The sequence below is a fragment of the uncultured Victivallis sp. genome (genome assembly GCF_944391105.1).
Lineage (GTDB): Bacteria > Verrucomicrobiota > Lentisphaeria > Victivallales > Victivallaceae > Victivallis.
Genome location: NZ_CALXSK010000013.1, coordinates 49,949 through 75,634, shown reverse-complemented (window position 1 = coordinate 75,634; position 25,686 = coordinate 49,949). Strand labels below are relative to the sequence as shown.

Annotated in this window: 15 protein-coding genes; all 15 read left to right on the top strand. The window is 60.4% G+C overall.

Annotation, left to right across the window (positions count from 1 at the left end):
• Positions 1–453: 453 nt before the first annotated feature.
• A complete protein-coding gene (locus Q0K10_RS06260) occupies positions 454–966 on the top strand; it encodes an RNA polymerase sigma factor (RefSeq protein WP_294504679.1) in 513 nt (170 codons plus the stop codon).
• The gene (locus Q0K10_RS06255; RefSeq protein ID WP_294504677.1) at positions 959–1,543 is read left to right on the top strand and encodes a hypothetical protein; all 585 of its coding nucleotides are present in this window, start codon (positions 959–961) and stop codon (positions 1,541–1,543) included. The genes Q0K10_RS06260 and Q0K10_RS06255 overlap by 8 nt, the downstream gene beginning before the upstream one ends.
• A gap of 37 nt (positions 1,544–1,580) precedes the next feature.
• Positions 1,581–4,649, top strand: a complete 3,069-nt coding sequence (locus Q0K10_RS06250; RefSeq protein WP_294504675.1) for a hypothetical protein — start codon at positions 1,581–1,583, stop codon at positions 4,647–4,649.
• Entirely contained in the window at positions 4,646–5,353 is a 708-nt protein-coding gene (locus Q0K10_RS06245) for a hypothetical protein (protein WP_294504672.1), read from the top strand. Before Q0K10_RS06250 ends, Q0K10_RS06245 begins: the two co-directional genes overlap by 4 nt.
• The gene (locus Q0K10_RS06240; protein WP_294504670.1) at positions 5,350–6,255 is read left to right on the top strand and encodes a CsgG/HfaB family protein; all 906 of its coding nucleotides are present in this window, start codon (positions 5,350–5,352) and stop codon (positions 6,253–6,255) included. The genes Q0K10_RS06245 and Q0K10_RS06240 overlap by 4 nt, the downstream gene beginning before the upstream one ends.
• Before the next feature lie 163 nt (positions 6,256–6,418).
• Positions 6,419–12,238, top strand: coding sequence for a DUF3320 domain-containing protein (locus Q0K10_RS06235; protein WP_294504668.1), 5,820 nt, complete (start codon positions 6,419–6,421; stop codon positions 12,236–12,238).
• A gap of 170 nt (positions 12,239–12,408) precedes the next feature.
• Positions 12,409–13,476 carry a GntR family transcriptional regulator gene (locus Q0K10_RS06230; RefSeq protein WP_294504666.1) on the top strand — a complete coding sequence of 356 codons (1,068 nt, stop codon included), beginning with the start codon at positions 12,409–12,411 and terminating at the stop codon, positions 13,474–13,476.
• A 118-nt stretch (positions 13,477–13,594) separates the two neighbouring features.
• Positions 13,595–14,563 carry a prepilin-type N-terminal cleavage/methylation domain-containing protein gene (locus tag Q0K10_RS06225; RefSeq protein ID WP_294504664.1) on the top strand — a complete coding sequence of 323 codons (969 nt, stop codon included), beginning with the start codon at positions 13,595–13,597 and terminating at the stop codon, positions 14,561–14,563.
• A gap of 26 nt (positions 14,564–14,589) precedes the next feature.
• Positions 14,590–16,518, top strand: coding sequence for a glycosyl hydrolase 53 family protein (locus Q0K10_RS06220; RefSeq protein ID WP_294504662.1), 1,929 nt, complete (start codon positions 14,590–14,592; stop codon positions 16,516–16,518).
• Between the two features lie 13 nt (positions 16,519–16,531).
• The gene (locus tag Q0K10_RS06215; protein ID WP_294504659.1) at positions 16,532–17,602 is read left to right on the top strand and encodes a glycoside hydrolase family 130 protein; all 1,071 of its coding nucleotides are present in this window, start codon (positions 16,532–16,534) and stop codon (positions 17,600–17,602) included.
• A gap of 160 nt (positions 17,603–17,762) precedes the next feature.
• The gene (locus tag Q0K10_RS06210; RefSeq protein WP_294504657.1) at positions 17,763–18,356 is read left to right on the top strand and encodes a GntR family transcriptional regulator; all 594 of its coding nucleotides are present in this window, start codon (positions 17,763–17,765) and stop codon (positions 18,354–18,356) included.
• 49 nt (positions 18,357–18,405) lie between these two features.
• Positions 18,406–19,209, top strand: coding sequence for a prepilin-type N-terminal cleavage/methylation domain-containing protein (locus Q0K10_RS06205; protein WP_294504655.1), 804 nt, complete (start codon positions 18,406–18,408; stop codon positions 19,207–19,209).
• Positions 19,210–19,220: 11 nt separating this feature from the next.
• Entirely contained in the window at positions 19,221–22,478 is a 3,258-nt protein-coding gene (locus Q0K10_RS06200; protein ID WP_294504652.1) for a hypothetical protein, read from the top strand.
• Positions 22,478–24,031 (top strand): sodium/solute symporter, encoded by a 1,554-nt coding sequence (locus Q0K10_RS06195; protein ID WP_294504649.1) that lies wholly within the window; start codon positions 22,478–22,480, stop codon positions 24,029–24,031. Before Q0K10_RS06200 ends, Q0K10_RS06195 begins: the two co-directional genes overlap by 1 nt.
• A gap of 5 nt (positions 24,032–24,036) precedes the next feature.
• Complete coding sequence (locus tag Q0K10_RS06190; protein ID WP_294504647.1) at positions 24,037–25,683, top strand: alpha-galactosidase; 1,647 nt, start codon at positions 24,037–24,039, stop codon at positions 25,681–25,683.
• The last annotated feature ends 3 nt before the right edge of the window (positions 25,684–25,686 follow it).

The window sequence follows — 25,686 nt, the reverse complement described above, 5'->3', positions numbered from 1 at the left end:
CATACGTGTAAGTTAATCGCCATAAATTACACGCCGCAAGCAGAAACCGCGAACGTCAGCTATTTATCATACCATCTTCTTTATCCAGATCCGCGAGGTGCACTGCGATGCGGACGGCAGAATCCGGGCTCCACAATCTGCCCGTGAAACCGGAGCAAGGCGAACCGAAGGGATGACCGTGTTTGCCCGGAAAGCGCTTGAACATTCCGGAGCGGCATGACGATGGAAACCGCTCCTTGCAAATTTTTCCGAGGAAGACCGATTCTTTCCTGTCATTTCCCGGCACAGGCGCTTGCAATCGGAGCACCAGGGGGTATAATAATTCCCGGTACTGGCTTCGACGCCCGGTTCAACCGGATATGGATGAATCGAAAATCGTTTTTTTCATCGCGGTCGACTAAGAAACCGCGTGAAAAAACGTCTTATTCGATAAAAAAGCCGGCGGGAGCATACATGAATCGGGATGACGCATGGAAAAAATTGTTTGCGGAGTTGATCCGGGAAAAACTCGGACTGTTCCGCTCCATCTCATTCCATATCGTCAACTCCTCCGCCGATGCGGACGATGCCGTTCAGCGCGCGTTGCTCAAGGCGTGGGAGCGGCGCACCCAGTTCCGGAATCAACCCGGAGCGCTCGCGGGATGGGTGTCCCGGATCGTGGTCTCGGAGAGTTACGATACCCTGCGCAGACGGGCGCGAGAATCCCGCATGACAGAGGCGTTGTCCCGCCTGCCGGACAAAGAGAACCCGGACGATTCCCGGAGCAGAATGCTCGATGAACTCGACCGGGCAATCGAAGAACTGCCGGAACTGTACCGGGAAACCATCCATGTGGCAGTGTTGAGCGGGCTCCCCGGAACGGAGGCGGCACGGCTGCTCGAATGCAGCCCCAATACATTGTATCAGCGGATTCACAAGGCAAAATCCCTGCTCCTGCAAACGATGAGGAGATGGCAAAATGAATGAAAAACAACTCGATTCCCTGCTGGAAGAGAAGAGCTCCATGCAGACGCGTTTTTCGCAGAGTGAAGCCGAATTCGCCGAAGCGTTTTTCCGGCGGATTGATGATGAGCGGCGGAAAAAACGGCACGCCATCCTGCTGCGCTGCGCGGCCGGATTTCTGCTGCTTCTGACTGCGGCCGCGGTCATCCTGCCGCAAATGTCGGAGGAGAGGAGCGTCTCGTTCAATCCCTACACCAAACTTTCGGAAACGGTGCGGCTTTTCGGGGAGGATGCGGCGGTGCTCTTCGTGAATGAAGAGCTTTACACCGGAGAGCGCTCGGAGTCTCCTCCGGAGAATCTGGTCATTCTCACGCTCCTGGACGAAGCCGGGAAGAGGATCCGGCTTTCGCTCGCCTGCTCCGACCAGGACACCATCTATCTGGATACGCCCGGAATTTCCGGGGAGATCGTCACTTCGCGCTGCGACGGAGAGACACTGGTTCTGGATCTCGATCTGAAGTGGAACGGCAGACGACTCCGGATCGACCTGCCCGCAACCCGGCGCAGCGGCAATCACTACGACGGCGGGGAACTGGGATAACCGCCGCAACAATGTTGCAGGGGTCCTTCGAGAAAGCATGATGAAACATTCCGCCACACTGCTCTTTCTGGTCGGCGCATTTGCGCTGTGGGCCGCACCGCTGAAGGTCGCCCTGACCGGCGACCCCGAAGCGGTCGCTCTGCTGACGGCGGAACTCTCCGACGCGCCGGAAATCCAGCTGCTCGAACGCACGGAAATCGAAAAGGTTCTGCAGGAACACCGGCTGCACACCGCGGCGCTTTCGCCACAGGAGTTGCTTCGCTGTTTTCCGCACGCGGATTACTTCGCCGTCGTGTCGGGAAAACGGCTGATTGTGTTCAACGGGAAAAACGGATTTCTGATCCGGAGCGGAGACTCGGAACATCCGGCGGACGATCTCCGGCGCGCGATTGCCGAAAGCCGCCGGGAGATCCCCCGCTATCTGGCCATCGTCTCCGTGCGAAAGGTGGGAATTCCGCGAAAACGGGAACCGCAACTCGAGGCTTTCGTCTCGCAGCTTGAAGAGCGGCTGCTCCGGATTCCCGGAGTCCAGCTTCTGGAACGTTCCCGGCTCGGACTCGTGACCGCCGAACGGGAACTGACCCGGCAGACATTCGCGCTCACGCCATCCGCGCTGCTGCTGAGTGTTGAATTCGAGGCGAAGGACGATGGCGTCAACGCGAAACTTCTCGTCCGCGATCTCGACGGGCAACTCGCTGGACGCTGTGAGAAAACCGTGGCATTTACCGACCCGGAAGGATTCTGCGAAGCGGTGTGCGGCGAGCTGCAAACCGTATTTCAGCAGGAGCGCGAACAGCGGCGCAGCCGGCGGACGGAAGCCGCCCGGTTCTTCGAGGAGTTCTCCGCTCTGGAAAAAAGCGATGCGAAATTCACGCCGGAGTGCCGGGAAAAACTCGAAGCCGCGCTGGCGCTGGCTCCGGACAATCCCCGCTATCGATACGCCGAAATCTGCTACCGGGCGGACGATCTCTGCAGGAACGTCCCCTGGCCGGAACTTGCCGAAGAGTGGCCCGCGCAATGGGAACGGTGCCGGAAGTTCCGGCAGGAGTTCCCCGGAGAGACCGACTCCGGCGGCGTCATGTACACAAGTTACGTTCTGCCGGGCCTGAACCGGCGGCGCTGCCGCCCGGGAAGCGCCGAATACCGACTGGCGGAAGGAATTCTGCGCGAAATGCGCCAACTGGCGGGGGAGGAAGCGCGGCTCCGGCATCCGTGCCCGGCCCCGGAAACCATCTCCACGCCCGAAGAACTGAACAACTTCAGCCGCGTCTGCCTCAGCAGCTGCCGCCTCGAATCCTACCTCTCTCTCGAACAGTGCCTGAAGGAGCAGCTGAGTCTGGAACTGCAATTTTTCCGGATCGCGGAGAAACTGCACGCCGCTCATCCGGAATGGAACAAGCCGATCGCATCGATCATCTCGCGCAACGGACACGGGCTGGCACTCGATTTTCTGAGCGCCGGAGAATTTTGCGATTCGCCGGAAATCAGACGCCGGATCATCCGCAGCCATCTGACTTCACCCCTTATGACGGAATATCTGGAGTTCACCCGGCGAAGTTCCATTCCGTTTCTTCAACGGCAGTTTCTGCTGCTGCGCTACATGCGGAAAGTGTGCGCCGTTCCGCAGGAGGAGAAGGAGGAGCGCTATGCCGAAGTGTTCCGGGAGTTTTTCGCGGAGGCGAAGCATCACTTTCCCCGGATGCTCGAACCACCGTCCGGCCCGACCCATCACGGCAGCGGCGGAGCGGCAAGAATCTTTGAAAATTTCGTTTTCCAGACCACCGGCGCGCTTGCGCTCTACCGCCGGGAACTTGCCGCCTACCGGCGGGAACACTATGCCGTCGGCGACTGGACGACGCTGGAAATGATGATCCTTCAGGGGGAGAAGCCCGAAGCGTTCATTTCACAGGTCAAAACCCTGCGGAAATACAATTATGACCGGCTCACGAAAAACAAAACCGCCAATCTTTACGCGTCGCTCCTCTCGCGCCTCTTCGACCGGGAGGGCAATTTCCGCAGCCGGGCGGCGGAACAACTCTTCTTCGACGCGAATTGCGCCTTTCGCATCGAGACCGGTCGGTATCGGGATCTGTTCCGCTCCGGCCCCGCGTCCGGAACGATCGAAACCCTGCTCGGCTCGGCGCGGACGGACGACGAAACCTGGCTGCTGTTCCGCCGCAGCGGTGACGCCCGGATTCTGCTCGGAGCGATGCGCGACGACGGAACCGTCATTCCCTGCGTGGAAACCCCGTTGAAAAACGAAGAATTCGACGGCAACGACGATGTGATCGCCCGCCGTCCGGCCCCGTTCACCGTCAGTAAAACGCTCGCCGTGATCGGCGACAAACGGGGAAATCTGCACTGTTACGACCGGACAACGCAACAATGGACACAAATTCCGGAGTTTCTGCCGGTTCCCCCGGTCTCGCTCGCGGCAGCTTCCGGCCGGATCTGGGGACTCGGCGGCGGCAATCTCCACAAAGGGGAGTTCTGCACGCTGGTCTCCTGCGCACCGGACGGTTCCGACCGGAAAATCCACTTCAGCACCGCCCGCGTCGAACCGCAGAACGAACTCGACCATCTGAAGATCCGCGAGGTGAACTCCCTCCTGGAGCACGAAAACATGCTGCTCTTCTCCGTCACCACCCCGGGAAACACCATGGTCTATGCCGTTTCCCCCGTCTCCGGGGATTTCACCCGCCTCGTCCGCTTCCCCTTCTCCGGCGCCGGAATCGACATGCTGTGGCGGCAGCGGGATGAAGTCTACTGCTTCACGATGGCACACGGAGAGCGGATCTACCGGATCGATCCGGAGCAAAAACGTGCGCAGTGGCTGTTCAACCAGAGCGGCAAACGATACCGGTTCGACGATCCGGCGGCCCGGCCGGTCGTGCTCAAGGGGGGATTCTGGCAGATGAACCGTCCCTGGTGTTTCCGCGGGAAACTCCTCTTCAGCGCGAACTACACGCCGGGAGTGATCGATCTCGCCTCCCCGGAGCGGTCGCCGCTGCTGTGGCTGCCGGTCTGCTCCGCTCTGTTTGAACGGCCGGACGGGGTGCTGTTTCTCGGATATCAACGCTATTTCATCGTCAAGGAGAAGATATGAGGAAGCTGACGCTGTCGATCTGCTGGTGTGTGCTGACGTTGGCGCTGTGCGGAACGGAAGTCGTAAACCTGTGGTCGGGGCGGCCCGTCACACTGCCCGGAAACGGCCGATGGACGATCACCACCGGACACGGCCGGATTCTCGCCTCTGGACACGGAGAGATCCGGCTGGAACTTCCGGCGCTGGAACCCGGAACCGCACTCGACGCTGAACTGACGCTGAACGGAGAGAAACAGAAACTGCGTTTCCACTCTCCGCAACCGCTGTCCGGATGGAGCATCGCCGGCGACAACAGCCTGCCTCCTCAGCAGCTGCGGCTGCTCATGCAGCTCGGAGCCGGATTGCTCGCGGAGCTGCCGGATCTGCGGCCGGACGGGATCGCCGTCACTGGCGGACTTCCCCCCGCCACGGACAGGACGGATTTCCCTGCCGGAAAACTGACGCTCTGTTTCCCGGACAAACGGGATTTTCCGCTCGCAATCGGCGGCGGCTGGGAGCGGATTTCCGGAGGATGCGCTAAGAACTCCGGCGTTCTAAGCGTCTATTATGGCAGAAAGGAACAGCAGCTCGATTTGAATGGCGAACTGACATGGATCCGGCTGGAGAAGGAGGGCATGCGGATCGTCATATTCACGCCGGGAATGGATTTGAATGAGATCGACAATGTGCTTCTTGTCAGGCAATTTATGGAGGAAACAAAATGAAAAAGTTCTTACTGATCCTGCTGACGGCGTTATCCGTTTCCTGCGTGTGGGCCGAAAGCGTGCAGATTCCGACCGTCGCAGTGCTGCCGTTTGAGGCGCGCACCCGGTCGGGCGAACAGAATGCCGACGGCAAATCCATCGCGGAACTGATCGGGATCTCCCTGCTGGAAACCGGTTCCGTGGAGCTGGTTGAACGCGCCGAACTTGACAAAGCGCTGGACGAGTTGCAGCTTTCCGCCGTCGGACTGACGGAGAAGGAGAGTCAGCTCAAACTCGGCAAATTCGTCGGAGCGAGAATCCTCATCACCGGTTCGATGTTTCAGTCCGGCGACAAACATTATCTTGTCGCCAAGATCATCGGCACGGAAACCAGCCGGGTGATGGGATGCAGCGTCTCCGGCACGGGGGATTTCGCCGGAATGACCGGGGAACTCGCCCCGAAAATCGCAGCGATTCTGGAAAAACAGTCGGAAAAACTGCTCCCGCGTCCGGAAAGCGTCGACTCCGCCGCGACACAGCTCAAAAGCACCGTTTCGGGGAAACAGCGCAAGGTGTTCGTCCGCGTGAAGGAAGAGATCAACGTCTCCGTACCCGATCCCGCAGCGGAAACCGCGCTGAAGGCACTGCTGCTCGAACTCGGATTTGATGTGGTGAACGCGGAAGCCGGAGCCGATTTCACCGTGACCGGCGAAGCGGTCGCCTCGCAGGCGGGGGACTATCGGAAATTCACCTCGGCTTCGGCACGCGTGGAACTTTCGGTCTTCGACCGCGAAAAGAAACTCCTCGCAACCGGGGCGGCAAAGGAATCCCTGGCCGGCGCAACCTACGTGATCGCCGCCAAAGAGGCCATCGAACAGGCTGCGCTCCGCCTGTCCGGCGAACTTTTCCCGGTCATGAAATAACCCGCAGAAACATCCCTGCCGGGATCGCCGGCCCGGCGGGGAATTTTCGTTTGATCCGTCTCATTTTTCTTCGACGCCTCCGGACGGCTTGACAAAACGAAAATTCGTGGTACGGTAAGAAAAATTCTGTCATCAACCCGGAACCACCACGACGGCAACAACAATGGATACAGCGCAGAACCCCGCCCCCGACCGCACGTTTTCCGCGGAACTTGAGTATCTTTCCCTGTTCAACCTCGCATTGCAGCAGAACGCCTTTCCGGTCGTTTCGGGATTGAACCTGCACAATTCCACGGGTCGCGACCTGACTGATCTGGAGTGTTCGTTTTCATCGATCCCGCTGCTCATCCGGCCGAAAAGCATCCACGTCGACTCCCTGAAAGCCGGAGAAAAACTTGCGCTTCATGAACTCGGAATCGAACTGGATTACACCCGGCTGGCTCCGCTCACCGAGGCGGTCCGCGGCAAACTCCGTCTGGAGATCCGCAGCGGAGAAGAGCTGCTGTTCACCCGTGACTACGACGTGACCGCGTTCGCGCCCGACCAGTGGCTCGGAAGTCAGTTCATGCCGGAACTGCTCGCCTCCTTCGTCACCCCGAATCAGGAGGAGATCCAAATCGTTCTCGGCGCCGTCGCCGAAGAACTCCGCAAAGCGACCGGCTCTTCCGCCATCGAGGGCTACCAGGCGGACAAGACCCGGGTTTACGAAATCTGTTCGGCGATCTTCCGCGCGCTCCACGCCCGGGGAATCCGCTACTCGAATCCGCCCGCCTCGTTCGGCGTTGCGGGACAGCGCATCCGGCTCGCCGACGCCGTCCTCCACTTCCGGCTCGGAACCTGCCTCGACACCGCCATTCTCTTCGCCTCGGTGATGGAACAGTGCGAACTTCATCCGGTGATCCTGCTCCAGAAGGGGCACGCCTATGTCGGATGCCACCTGGTCGACCGCTATTTCGCCGACCTGCCGATGGACGATCTGCAGACGATCCGCAAACTGGTCGATCTCGACGAATTTCTCGTGATCGAAACCACCGCAGTCACCAAAGACGCCACCTTTTCCGAAGCCGAAGCCGAGGCGCGGGCGTCTCATCTGAACATCGACGGGGATTTCCAGTGCGCGATCGACATCTCCCGCGCCCGGCTGAGCAACATCCGTCCGCTGCCACTGCTGCGCAGCATCAACGGCATCGAAATCACCCCGGCGAAGCCGGAAGTCAAAGAACCCGGCCCGGAACAGAAACGCCGGCTGCGCGAGGAAATCGATCTCTCCGCGATGGAAAACAGCTCCGGGCGTTTCGACCGCGTGACGCGCTGGACGCAGAAGCTGCTCGACCTCTCGCTTCGCAACCGGCTTCTGAACGTGCGGGACACCCGGCAGGTGATCCCGATCATCTGTCCGGACATCACGCTGCTCGAAGACAAGATCGCCGCGGATGAGACGCTCTCTCTCGGCGCGCTCTCCGGAGTGCTCAGTGAAAAGGATCAGCACGACCTGGCCATGCTGCGCAGCAGCGGGGTTCCTTCCACACTCAAACAGCTGCTGGAAAAAGAGCTCTCGCAGCAGCGGCTGTTTGCCCTGCTTCCCCCCGGTGAACTCCAGAAACGTCTGACCGGTCTCTACCGCCAGAGCCGCACCGATCTTGAGGAAGGGGGAGTCAACACGCTTTTCCTCGCCGTCGGCTTTCTGGAATGGAAATCCTCCGAACGCGACGAGCGCTCCTGGCTCGCGCCGATTCTGCTCATACCGATCCGGCTTGAACGCCGCTCGATGACGGAAGGAATCCGCATCGCCCGGATCGACGAGGACACGATCATCAATGAAACATTGCTCGAACTGCTGCGCACGCAGTTCAAGCTCACGATTCCCGGCCTCTCGCCGCTGCCGACCGACGACTCCGGTGTGGATGTGAACCTGGTCATGCAGATTTTCCGCCAGAGCCTCCGGGAAATGAAGGGGTGGGAGGTGCGCGAAGAGGCGAAAATCGGCCGTTTCTCCTTCGACAAGTTTATCATGTGGAACGATATGACCACCCGGATCGACATTCTCAGAAAGAACCCGCTGGTCAACCACCTGATCGAGGGCGGCGGCATCTTCGACGACGGGATCGACGTGTTCCCGCCGGAAGAGATCGCCTCTCACCTGAACCCGCTCGAACTCTACTGCCCGATGAGCGCCGACTCCTCACAGCTGGCGGCCGTACTCTACTCGCAGACGGGGAAAAGCTTTGTGCTGCACGGGCCGCCCGGAACCGGCAAATCCCAGACCATCACGAACATCATCGCACACAACCTCGCACTCGGGCGGCGCGTGCTCTTCGTCTCGGAAAAGAAGGCCGCCCTCGATGTCGTCCACCGGCGGCTCTCCTCCATCGGATTGCGGCCGTTCTGTCTGGAGCTCCATTCGAGCAAGGCGGGCAAGAGCGAGGTGCTTGCGCAGTTCGCCGAGGCGCTCAACGTGCCCGAGTGTCCCGTTTCCGGCGAATGGGCGAAAAGCGCAGGCGACCTCGAAGCGCTGCGCGGCGAACTCAACGAATATGTAAGGGAACTCCACAAACATTACCCGAACGGATTCTCCGCAAGAGATTGCTTCGCCCGCCGTCTCGGCGAAGAGAAGAGTCTGCCCGACGGCCTCGTTGAACTTGACTGTCTCACCCAGACCAGGGAAGAGTTCGAACGCTCCCGGCAGCTGGCCGTCGACCTCGCCGGAGCCCTGCGGGAAATCTCCCCCGACACGCTCACTGCGCTGCGGCCGCTCAAAAACGCCGACTGGAATCCCCGGTTCGAACGGGAACTGCTCGATTCAGCGCGGACTCTGCTCGACGCCGTCCGGACGTTGAAACGCTGCTTCGACGCTCAGGCAGCGGAACTTGATCTGACCGGGATCGATTCGGTCGAGCAGTTTTACCGCACGGCGCTTTTGTCGGAACAACTCGCAACTTGCGGCAATATCCCTGCGAAGTTCTTTACGAAGGAGTTCATCTCCCGCATGGAATTTCTGCGGGAACTGGCGGAGACCGGCTCCCGCGGCAGGGAACTGGCGGCGAAACTTGCGAACTACCGCCTCGAACGGCTTGTGGAACTGGATTTTCCCGGCATCGCCGCCCGGCTCGAAGCGAACACCCGCTCATTCTTTCTGTTCCGCTTCTTTCGGAACCATGCACTTCTCAAGGAACTGGCCCCGATCCGAAAACTCGGCAGCGCCCGGCTCACCGCCACGGAGCTGGCCTGGGACCTGCCCGACCTCGAGAGCTGTGCCGCCTGCCAGAGTGAACTCGACGCCGCCCGGCCGGAAGCCGAATCGCTGCTGGGCGAACTCTGGAACGGCGGGAATCCGGATTGGAACCGGCTGACCGCACTGCTCGACCGGACACGCAAAATCCTGGATGAAGCCGAACATGTGACCACCTCCGGCTCCGCAGAGGAAGATCGTCTGCTCTGGAAACTGCAAGTTATTCTGCCACAGGCGGAAAAACTCTTTGCCGACGGCACGGAGGCTCGGAATCGAATTCATGCACTGCTCACAGCCTGGAACGATTTCCAGGAGAAACTTCACTTGTTCGCCCGGTTCGCACCGGAAATGGAGCTGGAAAAATCGATCTCTTCGCTCAACTCCGTCATCGAAACCCTGCTCGCCCGCGCCGGAGAGATCCGCGCGGTGATGCGCTGCCGCAAACTGCACGAAAGCGCCGCGGCACGCGGACTCTCCGTCTTCGCCGCGGCACTCGAATCGGGAAAAATCCCCCTCGCCGATGCGGGGGAGGCGTTCGAATCGGCCCTGCTCAACGAGATGCTCAACCAGATTCTCGCCGGGTCGCCCGTCCTGTGCAATTTCACCGGCAGCGAACGCGAGGAGCGCATCCGCCGCTTCTGCGAACTCGACAAAAAATACACGGAACTTTCGAAAAATGCGGTCTTTGCGCGCCTTGCAGCCGCGCTGCCGCGCCGCCGTTCCGGCCCCTGCCCCGAGGGAACTGAACTCGGAATCCTCAAGCGGGAATGCGAAAAACGCGCACGCCTGAAGCCGGTCCGGCTGCTGCTTGAGCAGATTCCGACGCTCGCACCGGTGCTGAAGCCGTGTTTCCTCATGAGTCCGCTTTCGGTGGCACAATATCTGCCGCCCGATGCGGAGATGTTTGATCTTATCGTCTTCGACGAGGCGTCGCAGATCCCGGTCTGGGACGCGATCGGCGTAATCGCCCGCGGAAAACAGCTCATCGTCGTCGGCGACCCGAAACAGATGCCGCCGACCAACTTCTTCCGGAAAGGCGAATCCGACGAGGACGAAGAGGAGTCCCCGGACGAAATCGGCGACCTCGAAAGCATCCTCGACGAATGCATCGCCGCCGGCGTCTATTCGAGTTATTTGAACTGGCACTATCGCAGCCGTCACGAGTCGTTGATCTCGTTCAGCAACCACTACTATTACGACGACCGGCTCTTCACGTTCCCGGCGGTCCGTTCCAGCGAACGCCTCGGTGTGCGCTTCCGGTTCATCCCCGACGGCGTCTACGACCGCAAGGCGACGCGAACGAACCGGAAAGAAGCCGAAGCCCTTGTGAAGTATGTTTTTGAGAGACTTGAAAATCCCGGTCCCCGGCGGCGCAGCATCGGTGTCGTCACCTTCAGCCAGGCCCAGAAGGATCTGATCGAAGATCTGATCGAACAGGAGCGTGCCCGGCGACCTCATCTCGAATCGTGGTTCAATGAGCGGAGCGACGAGCCGCTTTTCGTCAAAAATCTCGAGAACGTTCAGGGCGATGAACGGGATGTGATTCTCTTTTCGATCTGTTACGCGGAGGATGCCGGCGGCGGATTTTCGATGAACTTCGGCCCGCTGAACCGGCAGGGAGGCGAACGGCGATTGAACGTCGCGATCACGCGCGCAAGGGAACAGGTGGTGGTTTTTTCGAGCATCCACGCGAGCCGGATCGATCTCTCGCGGACTTCGGCTGTCGGCGCCGCGCATTTGAAATACTTCCTCGACTACGCGGAAAAAGGATTCCGGATCGCGCCGAAGAGCGGTTCAGGAAGCGCTGTCGAGCAGCTGGCCGACACCATCGCCGGATTTCTGACGTCGCACGGCTACCCGGTCGAACGCAACGTCGGGCGTTCCGGCTGTCGGTTCGATCTGGCCGTCCGCCATCCGGAGAGGCCTTCGGATTTCCTGCTCGGGATCGAATGCGACGGCGAGGAGTACGCCGCGCAGCGGACCACCCGCGACCGCGATCATCTGCGCACTTCGGTTCTGCATTCGCTCGGCTGGCACATCTACCGCGCGTGGAGCGTGGAGTGGGTGTTCAACCGCACCCGGTCGGAGGAAAAACTCCTCGCGCTGCTTGAGAAACTCCGCACCGAACCAGAATCGGCTCCGGCGCCGGAAAAGCCGTCCGAACCGCCGCCGGAACAGGGTGCGCAACCGGCGACGCCCGAATCGCCTTCGGAACCGGTAGCGCCTCCGCCTCCCCGGAAAGAGTATCGCCCGTGGGTGAACGCCGAGCCGTTGCGTGCGGAGTTCTTCTACGACCCGGTCTCGCGCCGGAAAATCCGCGCGCAGATGCTCGAAGTTGTTCAGCAGGAAGGGCCGGTTTATGAGTCGGTGCTCAAGAAACGGATCGTCCGGGCATGGGGGTTCAACCGCACCGGAGAGAATATCCAGAGCGTGTTGAACGCCTGCCTGCCGGAGACGCTCGAACACTCCAGGTACGGGGGGAACCGGGTTTTCTGGCCGGAGGGAGTTGCCGCGGAAAGCTACCGGGAGTACCGCGTTCCAGCGGATGAAAACTCCAGACGCGCCATCGACGAGATTCCGCCGGAGGAACTTGCGAACGCCATGCACGAGATTCTGACCGACTTCGGCTCCTGCGAGCGGGACACGCTTTACCGCGAAACCCTCCGGCTCTTCGGACTCTCGACGGTGACGAACAAGGCGCGCAGATTTCTGGAGATTGCCGAAAAGGTGCTTGTGCAAACCGGGCGGGTGTGAGATTCGCCCGAATGGTTCGATTCAATTTTCCGGATGAATCGCAAAAAAAGGGCATTTTTGCTGTTATTTCGGCGATTTCTCCGGTTTTTCAGGCGAAAAACTTGGTTTTTCCAAAAGATCCCGGTATAATTTACAGCAAATGAATCTATTCACATGGGAAACCGGAATCGATGGAAAACAAATATGAATCACTGCGGGAAATCCTGAGGCAGCGGGCGAAGCAGGAGTTCACACCGGGCGCGAAGTTCCCGACCCAGCGGGCGCTGATGGCCGAATACGGCGTCTCGCTTGCGACGGTCGACCGGGCGCTGCGCGATCTCGTCGCGGACGGAATCCTCATGCGAAACCAGGGGCGCGGCACTTTCGTCCGGGAAGAGACGGAACCGGGCCGAAGCGCGGGCAATCAGATCGCGCTGCTGCTGGCGCGGAACGTGACCTGCAACGCTCACGCGTTCTACGCGGAGATCCTGTTTGAAATCAACGACCGGCTTTCCGCGGCGGGGTGCAGTTTCGCCTACTTCTACACGGACGAATGCGGCACCCCGCGCGAACTTGTGCGGAAATTGACGGCCGAGGGGAGATTCCGGGGAGCGATTCTCATCAACCGGATTCCGGAGGAGCTGACCGGGGAACTCAAACGGGCGGGGTTGCCGTTCGTGGTGGTCGACAACCGGATCGAGTCTCCCGAAGTCTGCTGCGTCTCCGGGGAAAACGAAGCTGGAGCAGCGACGATGACCGAATATCTGATCGCGCACGGCCACCGGCGGATCGGTTTTGTGAGCACGCCGTTGCAGACGACGTTTCTGGAACGCTACATCGGCTACTGCAACACGCTGCTCGCGCACGGGATCGCGGTGGACAGCGCGATTGTTCAGCGTTTTTTCCGGTTCGAGGCGGTGGACGAGGATCTCGCCAAACTGCTGGAGAACCCCTGCCCGCCGACGGCGATCTTCGCGGCCAACGACACGATGGGCGTGGCGATCTGCCGGGCGCTGCGCAAACGCGGCCTCGAGGTGCCCGGAGACATCAGCGTGGCGGGATTCGACGGAGATTACGTCGGGACCCAGTTCTCGCCCCGTCTGACCACGATCGAAGTGCCGCGCCGGAAGATGGGGCGTGTCGCGGCAACCGCGCTGCTGCGCCAGATTGCCGGAGAAGAGGTCGAGTCCGTCCTATTGCCATTAAAACTTGTCGAGGGCGAATCCGTTCTTGATTTCACTGAACAACAGGAGGTTTGAACGCATGAAAAGATTTACATTAATAGAATTTCTGGTGGTGAAAACTTGTCAAATATACCATTCTTTCCTTGTCTGCACCCGGCAGTCAAGAGAGGGGTTCGGGGGAGAGAAAGCGGCTATGGCAGCCGCGTCTCTCCCCGTACCGAACAACCATCAAACTCCCCATCGGCCAGTCATCGCCCCGCAACAAAGTCTCCGCTCGGCAAGCGGCGAAGTGGAGCAAAAACGCGAATGGGTCTTTCCGCAGAAAAGCGGGAAGAGCCGTTCGCGTTTTTGCGGCTCTTTCCCCTCGCGCCGGCCGACCGCGGCCACGTCCGGAACCGCTCCGTACCCGGCACCGGCACCTTGCCGGACGCAGGGGGTGCGGGGGGCGGCGGAAACGCCCCCTGCCTCCCACTACCATGCAACGGTCAAAGCGGCGTTTACCTTGATAGAGCTCCTTGTCGTAATTGCGATCATCGCGATCCTCGCCGCGATGCTGCTGCCGGCCTTGAATCAGGCGCGGGCTCGGGCGAAGGAGAGCAGCTGTCTCAACAATCTCAAACAGATCGGCATGGGATTCGTGTCGTATTATGACGACAACAAAGACTGGATTCCCCAACCGCAGAATCCGGAGAGCCCTTACCAGAAGTGGCAGGATCATATTCAGCCCTACCTGCTTGGAAACGGGGGAAAACGCAGTGCGGATTATCAGGGTTTTTATCCGGGCAAAGGGGATCTGTATCTCGACAACAACGTCCCGGTGAGTTCTTTCCGCTGTCCGGCCCAGACTTCGACCGATCCGGCCGACCGCTTCAAGCATTACGGCATGAACAACAATCTGCGGGACACCTCCGGAGCGGTCACCCGGCCGCTGAAAATCACCCGGATCAATGCGGGAAACTTCTCTCAACGACTGCTTGCCGCGGACAGCGGCAACCCGTGGGATGCGGCGGTGGATTACTCGGCGATTCTGAACAAATTCGACCCCGACCGTCATCAGGGACGAACCAATATCACGTTTCTAGACGGACACAGCGCTTCGCGACGGCTGGATGAGATGCCGTGGGGAGGAAGCAGCCAGTACCGTCCGCTCTGGAAAGATTAATCCGTTAACGAAAGGAATCATACAATATGAAATTCATCTTCATGGCACTCGCGGGCGCAGCGCTCACCTTTCTCCCTGCGTTCGGCGGAGAAAAACTCGAAAACGAATACGGCGTGAACATTCACGTCATGTGGGAGTATCAGGATGTTCCCGATGAATTCGCCATGCTCCGGGAGGCGGGCATTCCGATGGTGCGGGCGGACTTCAGCTGGGCACACCAGGAACGGCAGCCGGACCAGTGGAACTGGGAGCGCCACGACGCCGGACTCGCCCAGGCGAAGAAAAACGGCCTGACTCTGCTGCCGATCCTCGGCTATGCACCGAAATGGCAGGAACCGGCTCATGAGCATCTCGACGCCTGGCTCGCCTCCTGCGAGAAAAATCTCGACCGCTACGGAAAAGAGATGAAATACTGGGAGATCTGGAACGAACATAATCTGGCGATGTTCTGGAAAAATCCGAACCCCGACCACTATCTGAAACTGCTCAAACCAACCTTCGAGCTGATCCGGAGAAAAGCGCCGGAAGCGAAAGTGGTTCTCGGCGGGACTTCGCAAATTCCGATTCCCTATCTCGAAACCTTCTTCAAAGCAGGCGGCGCGGACTATTTCGACGTGATGAATATCCATCCGTACAACTGGTACGACATTCCGGAGGCCGCATTGGAACCCCAGCTGAAGGAACTCAATGCGCTCATGAAAAAGTACAACGTGAACAAGGAGATCTGGATCACCGAAATCGGCTGGCCCACCATCAACCGCGGATTCATGAAGACGTTTCTAACCGGAGCATTCAAGGCAGCCGGAATCAAGACGGCCAGCCTGACACTTGCCATCCTTGACGACAACGAAATGCCGCTGGCGACCACCTCTCCGGGACTCGACTTCAAAGGTTTCTTCCCCGATCTCAAAGGGATTCACTCCATCACCTGCGACGAACTCTCTTCGCTTGATCCGGCACAGTATCCGGTGCTGATCGCCGGACCGGACACCACTTTCTCATCGAAGCAGACCCATTTCGACGCACTGCGGAATTATGTGAAAAACGGCGGAATCGCCGTATTCCCGCGCGGCATTCCCTTCTACACCGCCTGGCGACAGGAGGCCGACGGCAGCTGGCAGCGCAGCTGGGCCGACCAGACATGGCGCAAACAGCTCCACATCGACTTCGACGCCTGGTGGCTTGACCGGGCCCGTCCGTTTCCGCGCAGTTTCACCGGGTCCGTGGCCGCCGGCCAGGAGAGCGCGTTTCCGCGCTACCGGGAAAAAACCGGTTCCAACTGCGTGCTCTCCGACAGAAACCTGCAGGGAAACGACAAGATGATTCCGCTGATCGAAGGCGTCGGAAAAGATGCCGAAGGCAGAGAACTGCGTGCTCCGCTGGCCGCATGGTACAAATTCGACAGCGATTTGAAAGGCGGCGTCATCGCGAACACCTTCAACTACATCGGTTTGGGAATGAACAGCGAGGATCTGCAGGCCCGTCTGCTGCCGCGCACGATTCTCACGGCCTTCAAGCATGGAGTCAAAAAGGTGTTCTGGTACGAATTCCAGGCGATGGAAAACAACAACTCCGATCCGGAACACTTCTTCGGCATCGTCCACGCCGACCTCTCATCCAAACCGGCATGGGAAGCCTACAAAACTCTCGTCCGCATGCGCCCGGTTGGTTCAACCGTTCCGGAGTTCCGCATCGAAAAGGGCGGAGTGCGGACCGCACAGTGGAACAAACCGGACGGCGGCAGCGGCTGTGCACTCTGGGTAACCGGCGCCCCGCGCAAGGCGAAAGTCAGATTGCAGGGAGAAATCAAATCCGCCTGTGACTATCTGGGCTCTCCCGTCACGGTCGCACCTTCCGGAGACGATGTGACCGAATTGACGATATCCTCCGGAATCCTCTATCTGGACGGCCCCGAATCCGTCTCCGTGGAGGAAGTGACGAAAGCCGGACAATAAAAGGATCATGCAGATGAAAATCAACGTTCACCGTTTTGCGAACAATCCGCTGCTTGCACCGGAGAATCTCCGGCCGTCGCGGCCCGATTTCGAAGTCACGTGCGTCTTGAATCCCGGTGCGTTCCGGTTCGGGAACCGGATCGGGCTGCTGCTGCGCGTCGCCGAACGGCCGGTCCCCGAAACCGGTTCGCTCGCAACCCCCGTTCTCCGGGAGGACGGAACGATCACGGTTCTCCGTGTCCGCCGGGATGATCCCGGACTGAGCTGCGTCGAAGCACGCAGCTTCGTCTGGAACGGACGCTTCCTCCTGACCACAATGTCCCATCTGCTCCCCGCGTGGAGCGATGACGGCGGCAGGACATTCGTCCCCGACTACAACAGCCGGCTTTTCCCCGCCCTCCCCTGCGAAGCATACGGAATCGAGGACGCCCGCGTCGAAGAGATCGACGGCGAATATCTCCTCACGTTCACCGCCGTCGGCCCCGCCGGAATCACAGTTGGCTGTCGCTGCACGCGCGACTGGAAGCATTTCACCCCCACCGAACTCATCCTGCCCCCCAGCAACAAGGATGCCGCACTCTTTCCGCGCCGGATCAACGGGAAATATTACCTGCTCCACCGCCCGAGCGACCCGGCATGCGGCAACCACATCTATCTGGCCGAATCGCCCGATCTGCGCTGCTGGGGCAACCACCGCTGCATCGCCATGACCCGCCCCGGGTACTGGGACGAAGAGCGCATCGGCGCCGGGGCCGCTCCCGTCGAAACCGACTCCGGCTGGCTCGAAATCTACCACGGCGCCGACCGGACCGGACGCTACGCGCTCGGGTGTCTGCTTCTCGACCGCGACGACCCCGCCCGCGTCATCGCCCGCTCCGAAATCCCTTTCATGGAGCCCGAAGCCGACTACGAAAAGCACGGATTCTACGGCAACTGCATCTTCACGAACGGTCAGATCGTCGACGGCGACCGCATCTTGCTCTATTACGGTGCCTCCGACTCCGTCGTCTGCGGCGCGGAAGTGCGAATCTCCGAGCTGCTCAACTCCCTCCGCACAGGATGCCCGGGACGCAAAACCGCCTGAGCCCCTTCCCGCTCCGACTGCGCGATTTTTCCAGCCGTACCAGATGGAAAAATCGCGTTTTTTTTTCAAACAGCTCTTGACATCACCGCAGTTTTCTGGTATAATTTATAACAACTGGTCGACCAGTTGATCAGTCAACCAAAAAGAGATGGGTGGGACGATGGAACGGAGCATGGTCAATCGGATCCGGGAATATATTTATACGGCAACCGACAAGGAGCGCTTTTTCAGCGAACGGGAGATCGCACAGAAGTTCGAGCTGAAACGCGGTGTCGTGCGCGAGATTCTGTTGACGCTCGAAGGCGAAGGCGTGCTCGAACGGATTCCTCAAAAAGGTTACCGCTATGTCCGCTGCAGCGACAGCGATCCCCGCAGCGTGGAGACAATCCGGTACGCGGTCGAGCGTGAAGCGGTCCGCAAGGCGCTCACCAGCCGCACCCGGGAGGATCTTGTCCGGCTCGCGCTGATTCTGGAGGATCTCGACCGGTTCACCCGCGAAAAGGATCTCGAAAATTTCAGCCGCACCGATCTCGAATTCCACGAACAGCTTGTGGCGGCCTCCCATGACAATCTGCTCATCAAAATGTTCGCCTTCCTTCAGGGGGCGATGTTCCACTACCAGCACCCCGCCTTTTCGGAGGCGTTCGAAGAGACGCAGGCGTGCCATCACCGGATCTTTCAGCATTTCAAGGCCGGAGAAACGGAGAAAACTCTCGAAGCCCTTCAGGAACATCTGGTGCGCTGGCCCGAATGACCGGACCGGCCGCCATATTTCTTTTCAACCACACCCAAACAGGAGCAGCATGATGAACGAAACAAGCAAGAATCTCTCACGCAGCAAATCCCGCAGCCTCGGCTTCCACGCGGAGAAGAGCTCATGCGCGCGCCGCACATTCACATTGATCGAACTTCTTGTCGTGATTGCAATCATTGGAATTCTCGCAGCCATGCTGCTGCCCGCCCTGAACCAGGCCCGGTCGCGTGCGTATGCGACCAACTGCATCAACAATCTGAAACAGCTCGGCATGTGCAACAATATGTATCTCGCGGACAACCAGGAGATTTTCCCGAGCGTCGACAAGGGGATCCCCTCGCCCTATGCGAACCGGGAAGAGAACATCGGAAACAATGCGGTTCCGACCGGCGGCGGGTTCTACGAACCCTACGGCGGCACTGCGGCGAATTATATGTGCCGCAGCGCGAATCCGGCTGCGCTCGGCAGCAACTGCTACACCTTCAACGGCGTACTGCACCACTCCTGGTACACGAAGGGGATCTACCCCGCGATCAAGGCCGGTAAAATCCAGAACAGTTCGAACGTGGCGGTGATGTGGGACGGCGGTCAGCCCGGCGCCACCAACAACGGACGGATCAATTTCCGCACGAAGGTTCTCTACGAACTCTTCAGTGAACCGGCGGGGAACGGCACCGATCCCGAGCCGTTCAGCGGCCTCAAGCGCCATTCGGACCGGGCCAACTTCGCGTTCGCCGACGGCCATGCCGAATCGATCATCTTCAACAACCCATATCCGGATATGAACGGAGCCGGCGGCCTGGACAAGGAGACCTTCAAAAACATCGTCCGGAACGCCGCCTGGCTTGACTGAGAGAGAATAAGATGAGATTTCCGCTCTACTGCCTGCTGCTGGCAGGCTCGATTCTGACCGCCGCCGAAACCGGCGAGTGGGAAGCGGCGCGAAAGGCCGCGCTGGAGCGTCCGCGCCGCGTCATCTACAACAATGACGGCGACGACGCCACCTGGTATCCGAAAAATCTGCCCGTGACGCCGGAGAACTTCCTCAGCCGCCGCCTCCGCACGATGGAGGGGTCCCGGGTCGACGGAATGTTCTACGTCGTGCAGATCTCCTTTACCACCACGACGTTCGACTCGAAGGTCGGCAGAATGCTTCAGCGCAATACGCAGACGCCCGCCGCCTTCGCTGCGAACCCGGAACTCGTGCGCCAGGGGACCGACCCCTTCCGGCTCGCGGTCGACTACTGCCACGCGAACGGGAAAGAGATCTTCGCCTCGTTCCGCATGAACGACATCCACGACTCCTGGTGGGCTCCCGGCGAAAAGAACCGCTGGGTCTGGCTCTTCCCGGAGTTCAAGCGGGAACACCCTGAACTTCTCTTCGGCAGCCAGCAGAAGCGCCCCCCTTTCGGGGCGTGGAGCGCGGTCGATTACGAATCGCCGATCGTCCGCGAAAAACTGCTCCGGCTGGTCGAGGAGGTGTGCGACAAGTATGAGGTGGACGGGCTGGAGTTCGACTTTTTCCGCTGGCCGCACATCTTCAAGAGCGTCGGCTGGGGAAAAGAGGCGACGCAGGAACAGCGCGACCTCTTCACCGGACTTTTCCGCGACATCCGCGCCGCGGCCGAGAAGGCCGGCAGAAAACGGGGGAAACCGATCCTCATCGCTCTGCGCGTACCGGATTCGGTCGGTTACTGCCGCGGCATCGGGCTCGATCTCGAGCGGTGGATGGAGCTGAAACTCTTCGACATCATGGTCGCCGGCGGAAATATGCGGCTCAATCCGTGGGAGAGTTCGGTCGAACTCTGCCGCAAATACGGGATTCAGCTGCTCGCTTCGCTCGACATGCCGCGTTTCGACGAACCGCCGGGGCTGCTGATCCGCGACATCCCCGAGGCGTGGCATGCGCGGCAGGCGGCTGCGCTCACCGCCGGAGTCGACGGGCTCTACTACTTCAACGTCTTCACGCCGGAGCGGGTGAAAAACCTCATGCTCGGCAGTGAGGCGGATGTGAAATATCTTGACAAGCGTTACTTTCTCACCGACATCGTCGTCGACACGCCGAACAAATATCTGCTCAACGGCGAACGGTTCAACCGGCTGCCGCGGCTCTCAAGCCTTGACCCGGTCCGGCTTCAGCCCGGCAGACCGCGCCGCTTCCCGCTCACCTTCGGGGATGATCTCGAAGCACTGCGCCGGGAGGGACACTCGCCCGAAGTCTCGGCAGTGCTTTACGGCGACATTCCGGAATCGACCGAACTGACCGTCACCGTCAACGGGCGCAAACTCACGCAGACCGCCCGCGGACGAAAGTGCCTGCTCTTTTCGATTCCGGAAGGCGCTCTGCGCAAAGGCGCCAACGAAGTGGCCTTCTCCGCGAAAGTGAAGAACGCCGCCCGCCCGAAACAGCGGCTGATCGCCGACGGAAGTTATCTGCTCAAAGGGGCGCGCCAGGCTCCCTGGCGGCGGCTCTGGACGGCGCACAACTTCGCCGAGAGCGAAGAGATCGTGGAGAACGCCTACCGGCTGACCGACAGCGGCTCCGGAGAAGGCGACATCGCAAATCTGCTCTATCCAGTCTACGGCGGGAACGACACGGTCACCGCGAAATTCGAGGCGAAACTGCTCTCCGCGACCGATGACCGCAGCGCGGTGCTGCGTCTTGCCGACAACCGTCACGTCGAAATCGTTTCACTCATGCCGGGGAAAGTCGCGCTGCTGAACGGAAAGGTCTCCGCTCCATTCGACACCACCGGGCGGTTCCACCGCTATGAGCTGCGCATGACCGCCGACAAGGTCACGCTGTCCGTCGACGGCCGGGAACTGCTGAAAGCTCCGGCGCGCGTGCGCGTCAACACTCCGGAGGGGGATCTCTCCGGTTACAGCTACTATCTCGACAAGATGAACGACAGCAGCCTTCTCTTCGGCTCGCTCTCCGGACCGGGCACGGGAACGGCGCTGTGGCGCAACATCTCGATCACCGAACCCTCCGGCGCGGCGGAACTTCAGGAGTTCGTGATCGACGTAAGGTTCCCCGAATCTGCGGAGAAGGCTCCCGCCGTCTCCGGCTGGGATCGCGAAAACAGAGCTGAAAACGCCGTGTTGCTGCCATTCAAACCGGCTGCCGGACTCGCTCCGCGCATGATCGGACGCGTAAAACTCGACGCCCGGAACGGCGATCATCTGCTCGCCATCGGAGACGGCCGCCGGTTCGGAGCGATCCGGATCACGCCCGACGGCGTATTCTCGCTGACCGATCCGAAGCGGCAGACGCTCGCGGTCGCCGCGGCGCAGCAGGACGAATATCTCCTTGAGCTCAATGAAGGCGCCTTCCGCGTCTACCGGAACAACCGGCTCGTGCTCGACAACATCGCCCCGGCCGCGATCGGCCGCACGGCGGAGCTGCCGCTCTCCGCGGAGGCCGTGAAGCAGCTCAAGCAGGGCGGACTCGCCGCCGAGGGTCCCGGCACCATCGACGCCGCGCTGAAGGTCGAGTTCCCCGACCAGACCCCGGTCAGGCAGCTTGCGGAAAAACTCTCCGCCCTGCCCGCAGCCTTCGGCTTCCGCGCCGCGGAGGGGATGCCCCGCGCCCCGTGGAAAACGACCTACGGCAGCGACTTCGCCCGGCTCGAAGAGCGCGGCGGCGAAAAAATCCTGCTGCTCGACAACGACAATCCGCAGAACAAGTTCCAGATCTTCCGCGCTCCGGTTCCCGCCACGGCGGGCGACATCTGCGGCGCGAAATTCCGGGCGCGGGTCGTCCGTTCGGAACCGGGAAAGAGCGCATTCAACTTCGCGTTGATTCCTCCGGGGATCAAAGGTGGGCCGATCCCGCTGGTGATCAAGCTCTTCGAATCGAGTTTCACGATCGACGGCTGGGGGGAATTCCCGCTCTCTGCGGGAAAGGCCCACGACTTCGCGCTTGCGCTCGACCGGACAAACGGACTGGCCGTGGTTCTCGTTGACGGCGAAATCGCCGCCGCCGGAACCCTCTCCGCCGATCCGGCGGGAAAAGCCGCGGCATGGTTCGGCGACGGCGCCTCCGCAACGACCGGCGCAGCTGAACTCGAATCGCTGACCGTCTATCTGGATCAAAACGGGAAAGAGGGGAGCGCGAAGTGATGGAAAGCCAACTTGGATGGATCGACTGGGGCGTAGTTGCGCTCTATCTGGTGATCGTGGTGTTTCTGTCGCTGCGCAGCCGCTTCGGCCGGACGCAGGACACGGACGAATATCTGATGGCGAAACGGTCGATGAACTGGATCGTCGTGGCGCTGGCGGTATTCGCAACGCTCTTCAGCACAATCAGTTTCGTCTCGATTCCGGGCGAAGCGTACAACTACGGCATGGCGATGATGGTGCTCGGCGCGGGGCAGATTCTGTTTCTGCCGCTGGGGATCTACCTCTTTCTGCGCTTCTTCTTCTCGGCGCCGACTTTCACGGCCTACGAATATCTTGAACGGCGTTACAGCCGTCCGTGCCGGATGATCGCGGCGACGATCTTCATCCTGATCCGCCTCTTCTACACGGGCGGGGTGTTCTACGCGGCCGCGGTGATCTTCGAGTCGCTGGTCGGGTGGCCGCCGTGGCTGACGATCATCGCGGTCGGAATCTTCACGGTGTTCTACACGCTTGTGGGCGGCGTGCGGGCGGTGATCCTCGCGGACGTGATTCAGTCGGTGGTGATCTTCGGCGGAATCGTCGCAATTTTGTTCCGGCTGCTTCAGGTGACCGGATTCGATCCGGCGACGGTGCTGAGTTTTGCTCATGCGCACGACAAGACCTTCGAACTCTTCGCCGATCCCGCGTTCTACCGGCTCAACATTCACGACCGCTGGAACTTCTGGCTTCTGCTCTACGGGCTTGTGCTCGGGCCGCTGATGACGATGAGCTGCGACCAGCTCGTAATTCAACGGCTGCTGACGAGCAAAAGCTATCAGCAGGCGGTTCGTTCGAGCTACGCGAACTACCTCATCAGCATCCCCGTGGTCGGAATGCTCTACCTCATCGGCGTCTTTCTGTTTTACCGCTACAACAGCGGAACGGTGCAGCTGCCGGTGGGGATCCGGGGCGACCAGGTGCTCGGATATTTCATCAACCATGAACTGCCCGCTCCGCTGCCGGGGCTGATCGTCACGGCGCTGCTTTCGGCACTCATGAGCACAGTCGCAGGTGCGATCAACAGCCTTGTGACGGTGTTCTTCAAGGATGTGGTCTCGCCGCTGCGCCCGCTGCTGGCGGGAACACCGGCGGAGATGCGCTACTGCCGCATTCTCACGGTCGCGGGCGGAATTCTCGCGATCGGCGTCTCGGGACTCATGATCGTCTTCGGCCAGGGGGTGCGCACGACATTGATGGAGGTGATCGGCGTCTGGTCGAATCTCTGGCCGATCCTGTTCGTGGCATTTCTGTACGGAGTGCTTTCGACGCGGATCTCGGCGCGGGCGATTCTGGTCGCCCTGGCGGCGGGAGGCGTGGTGAATCTGGCCTTCCCCTACCTGATGTACTATGCGATGCCGGAAGGGGAACGGTGGGGATTCCAGTGGCTCGGTCTGCCGGGACTGGTGATCACACTTGTTCTGCCGCCCCTGCTTTCGATCGCCTGGCCCAACCGCCGCAATCTCGACGGTCTGACCCTTAAAACTCTGAACACGACCACTCGCAACGATGGATAACTGAGATGGAATTTCTGATTTACAATCGCCGCAACCGGCTGCTCGACACCGTGCACGGCACCAATGTGCCGGTTTCGGACGGTTGCCTGAAACAGGCGGAAGGGAAACTTGAGATCCGCTTTTCCGTGCCGATCATCGATCTGCACGGCTACTGGAAACCGGATCTCTTCCGGCCGCGGATGCAGCTGGACTGGAAGATCCGGCTCGAAAGCGCGGGGAATCGCAATTTTCCCTATCTGGCGCTGTTCAACGCCGCGCACCGCAACCGGCTGAGTTTCTACTCGACCAACCTGATCGACGACACGGTGATCCGGCTTGCGATGAATCAGCAGGAGTGCCGTTACGACGTCACGGTCGAAATCGCGATCACCCCGGAAACCGAACCGTTTGAACTCATCACCGACTGCAGCAACGCACCGTGGCCGCAACTGCTTCAGAACTGTCGGGAACGGCTCGGCATCCATGCGCCGGAAGTGCCGGACGGGGCATGGGCTCCGGTCTACTGCACGTGGTATGTACGGCATGCGGCACTGGACACGGCGTTTCTCGACGAAGCCGCCGGAGAGGCTGCGGAACTCGGATTCGGAACCTTTATCGTCGATGACGGCTGGAGTTACAACACCTCGCGGCGGGTCACGCCGGAATCCGTCACGACCTGGTACGATGAGATCGGCCCGTGGAAGGTTGCGGAACAGAAGCTGCCCGACTTTGCCGGACACGTCCGCCGCGCCCGGAAACTCGGTTTGAATTATCTGCTCTGGACGGCTCCGTTTTTCATCGGAGAAAAACACATCACGCCGGAATCCGCGCCCGGAGTCGCGGGAGAACCGGGCAGTTACCGGGTTTTCGATCCCGCCTGCACGGAAGAGTTCGAGCGGGTTCTGGGCGAACTCGGGGAACTGTTTCATACGTATCGGCTCGACGGACTCAAGGTCGACTTTCTCGCGCACGTTCCGGTCGATCCGGATCGTCCGCACGGGCGGGACGCCTGGAATGCGTTCCGCCGGCTTTCCGCCGCGGTTCGCATGGTCAATCCGCGTGCGCTGATTGAATTCCGGCAGTTCTATTCGACACCGGCGACGCTCGAATTCGCCACGCAGTTCCGCGCGAACGACACGCCGTTCGATTATCTGGAGAATCTGCATCGGATCGCCCAGCTGCGGATCATGCTCGGGGACGGAGTCGCGATTCATGCGGATCCGGCCTGCTGGCATCCTCGCGAATCGGCCTCGAACATTGCGCGGCACATGATCTGTGCGGTGGCGGGCGTGCCGATGGTTTCGATGGATCTTGCGGCGCTCTCTCCGGATCGCCGGGAGATCGTGCGGGAGTGGCTCGCATTCTACAACAGACACTGTGAACGTTTCCGCTGCGGCCACTGGAACGTACGTTACGACGGCGATCAACTCGCTTCGCTCTCCGTGGAACACCGGGGATACAAAATCGTCTGGCTGCTCTCCGCCGCCGGAATGCCCGACGCGGAAAAGGCCGACTGCGTACTGAACCCCTCCGCTCAAACCTGGATGCTGAAATCCGGCCCGCTCTCTCCGGGAGGACGGTTCGAGAGCGGGAGCTCCGCGACGCCGCGGACGGAACGGCAACCTGCCCTGCCCCATGAAATCCACAACAATCACAAGGATCTGGTTATATGAACA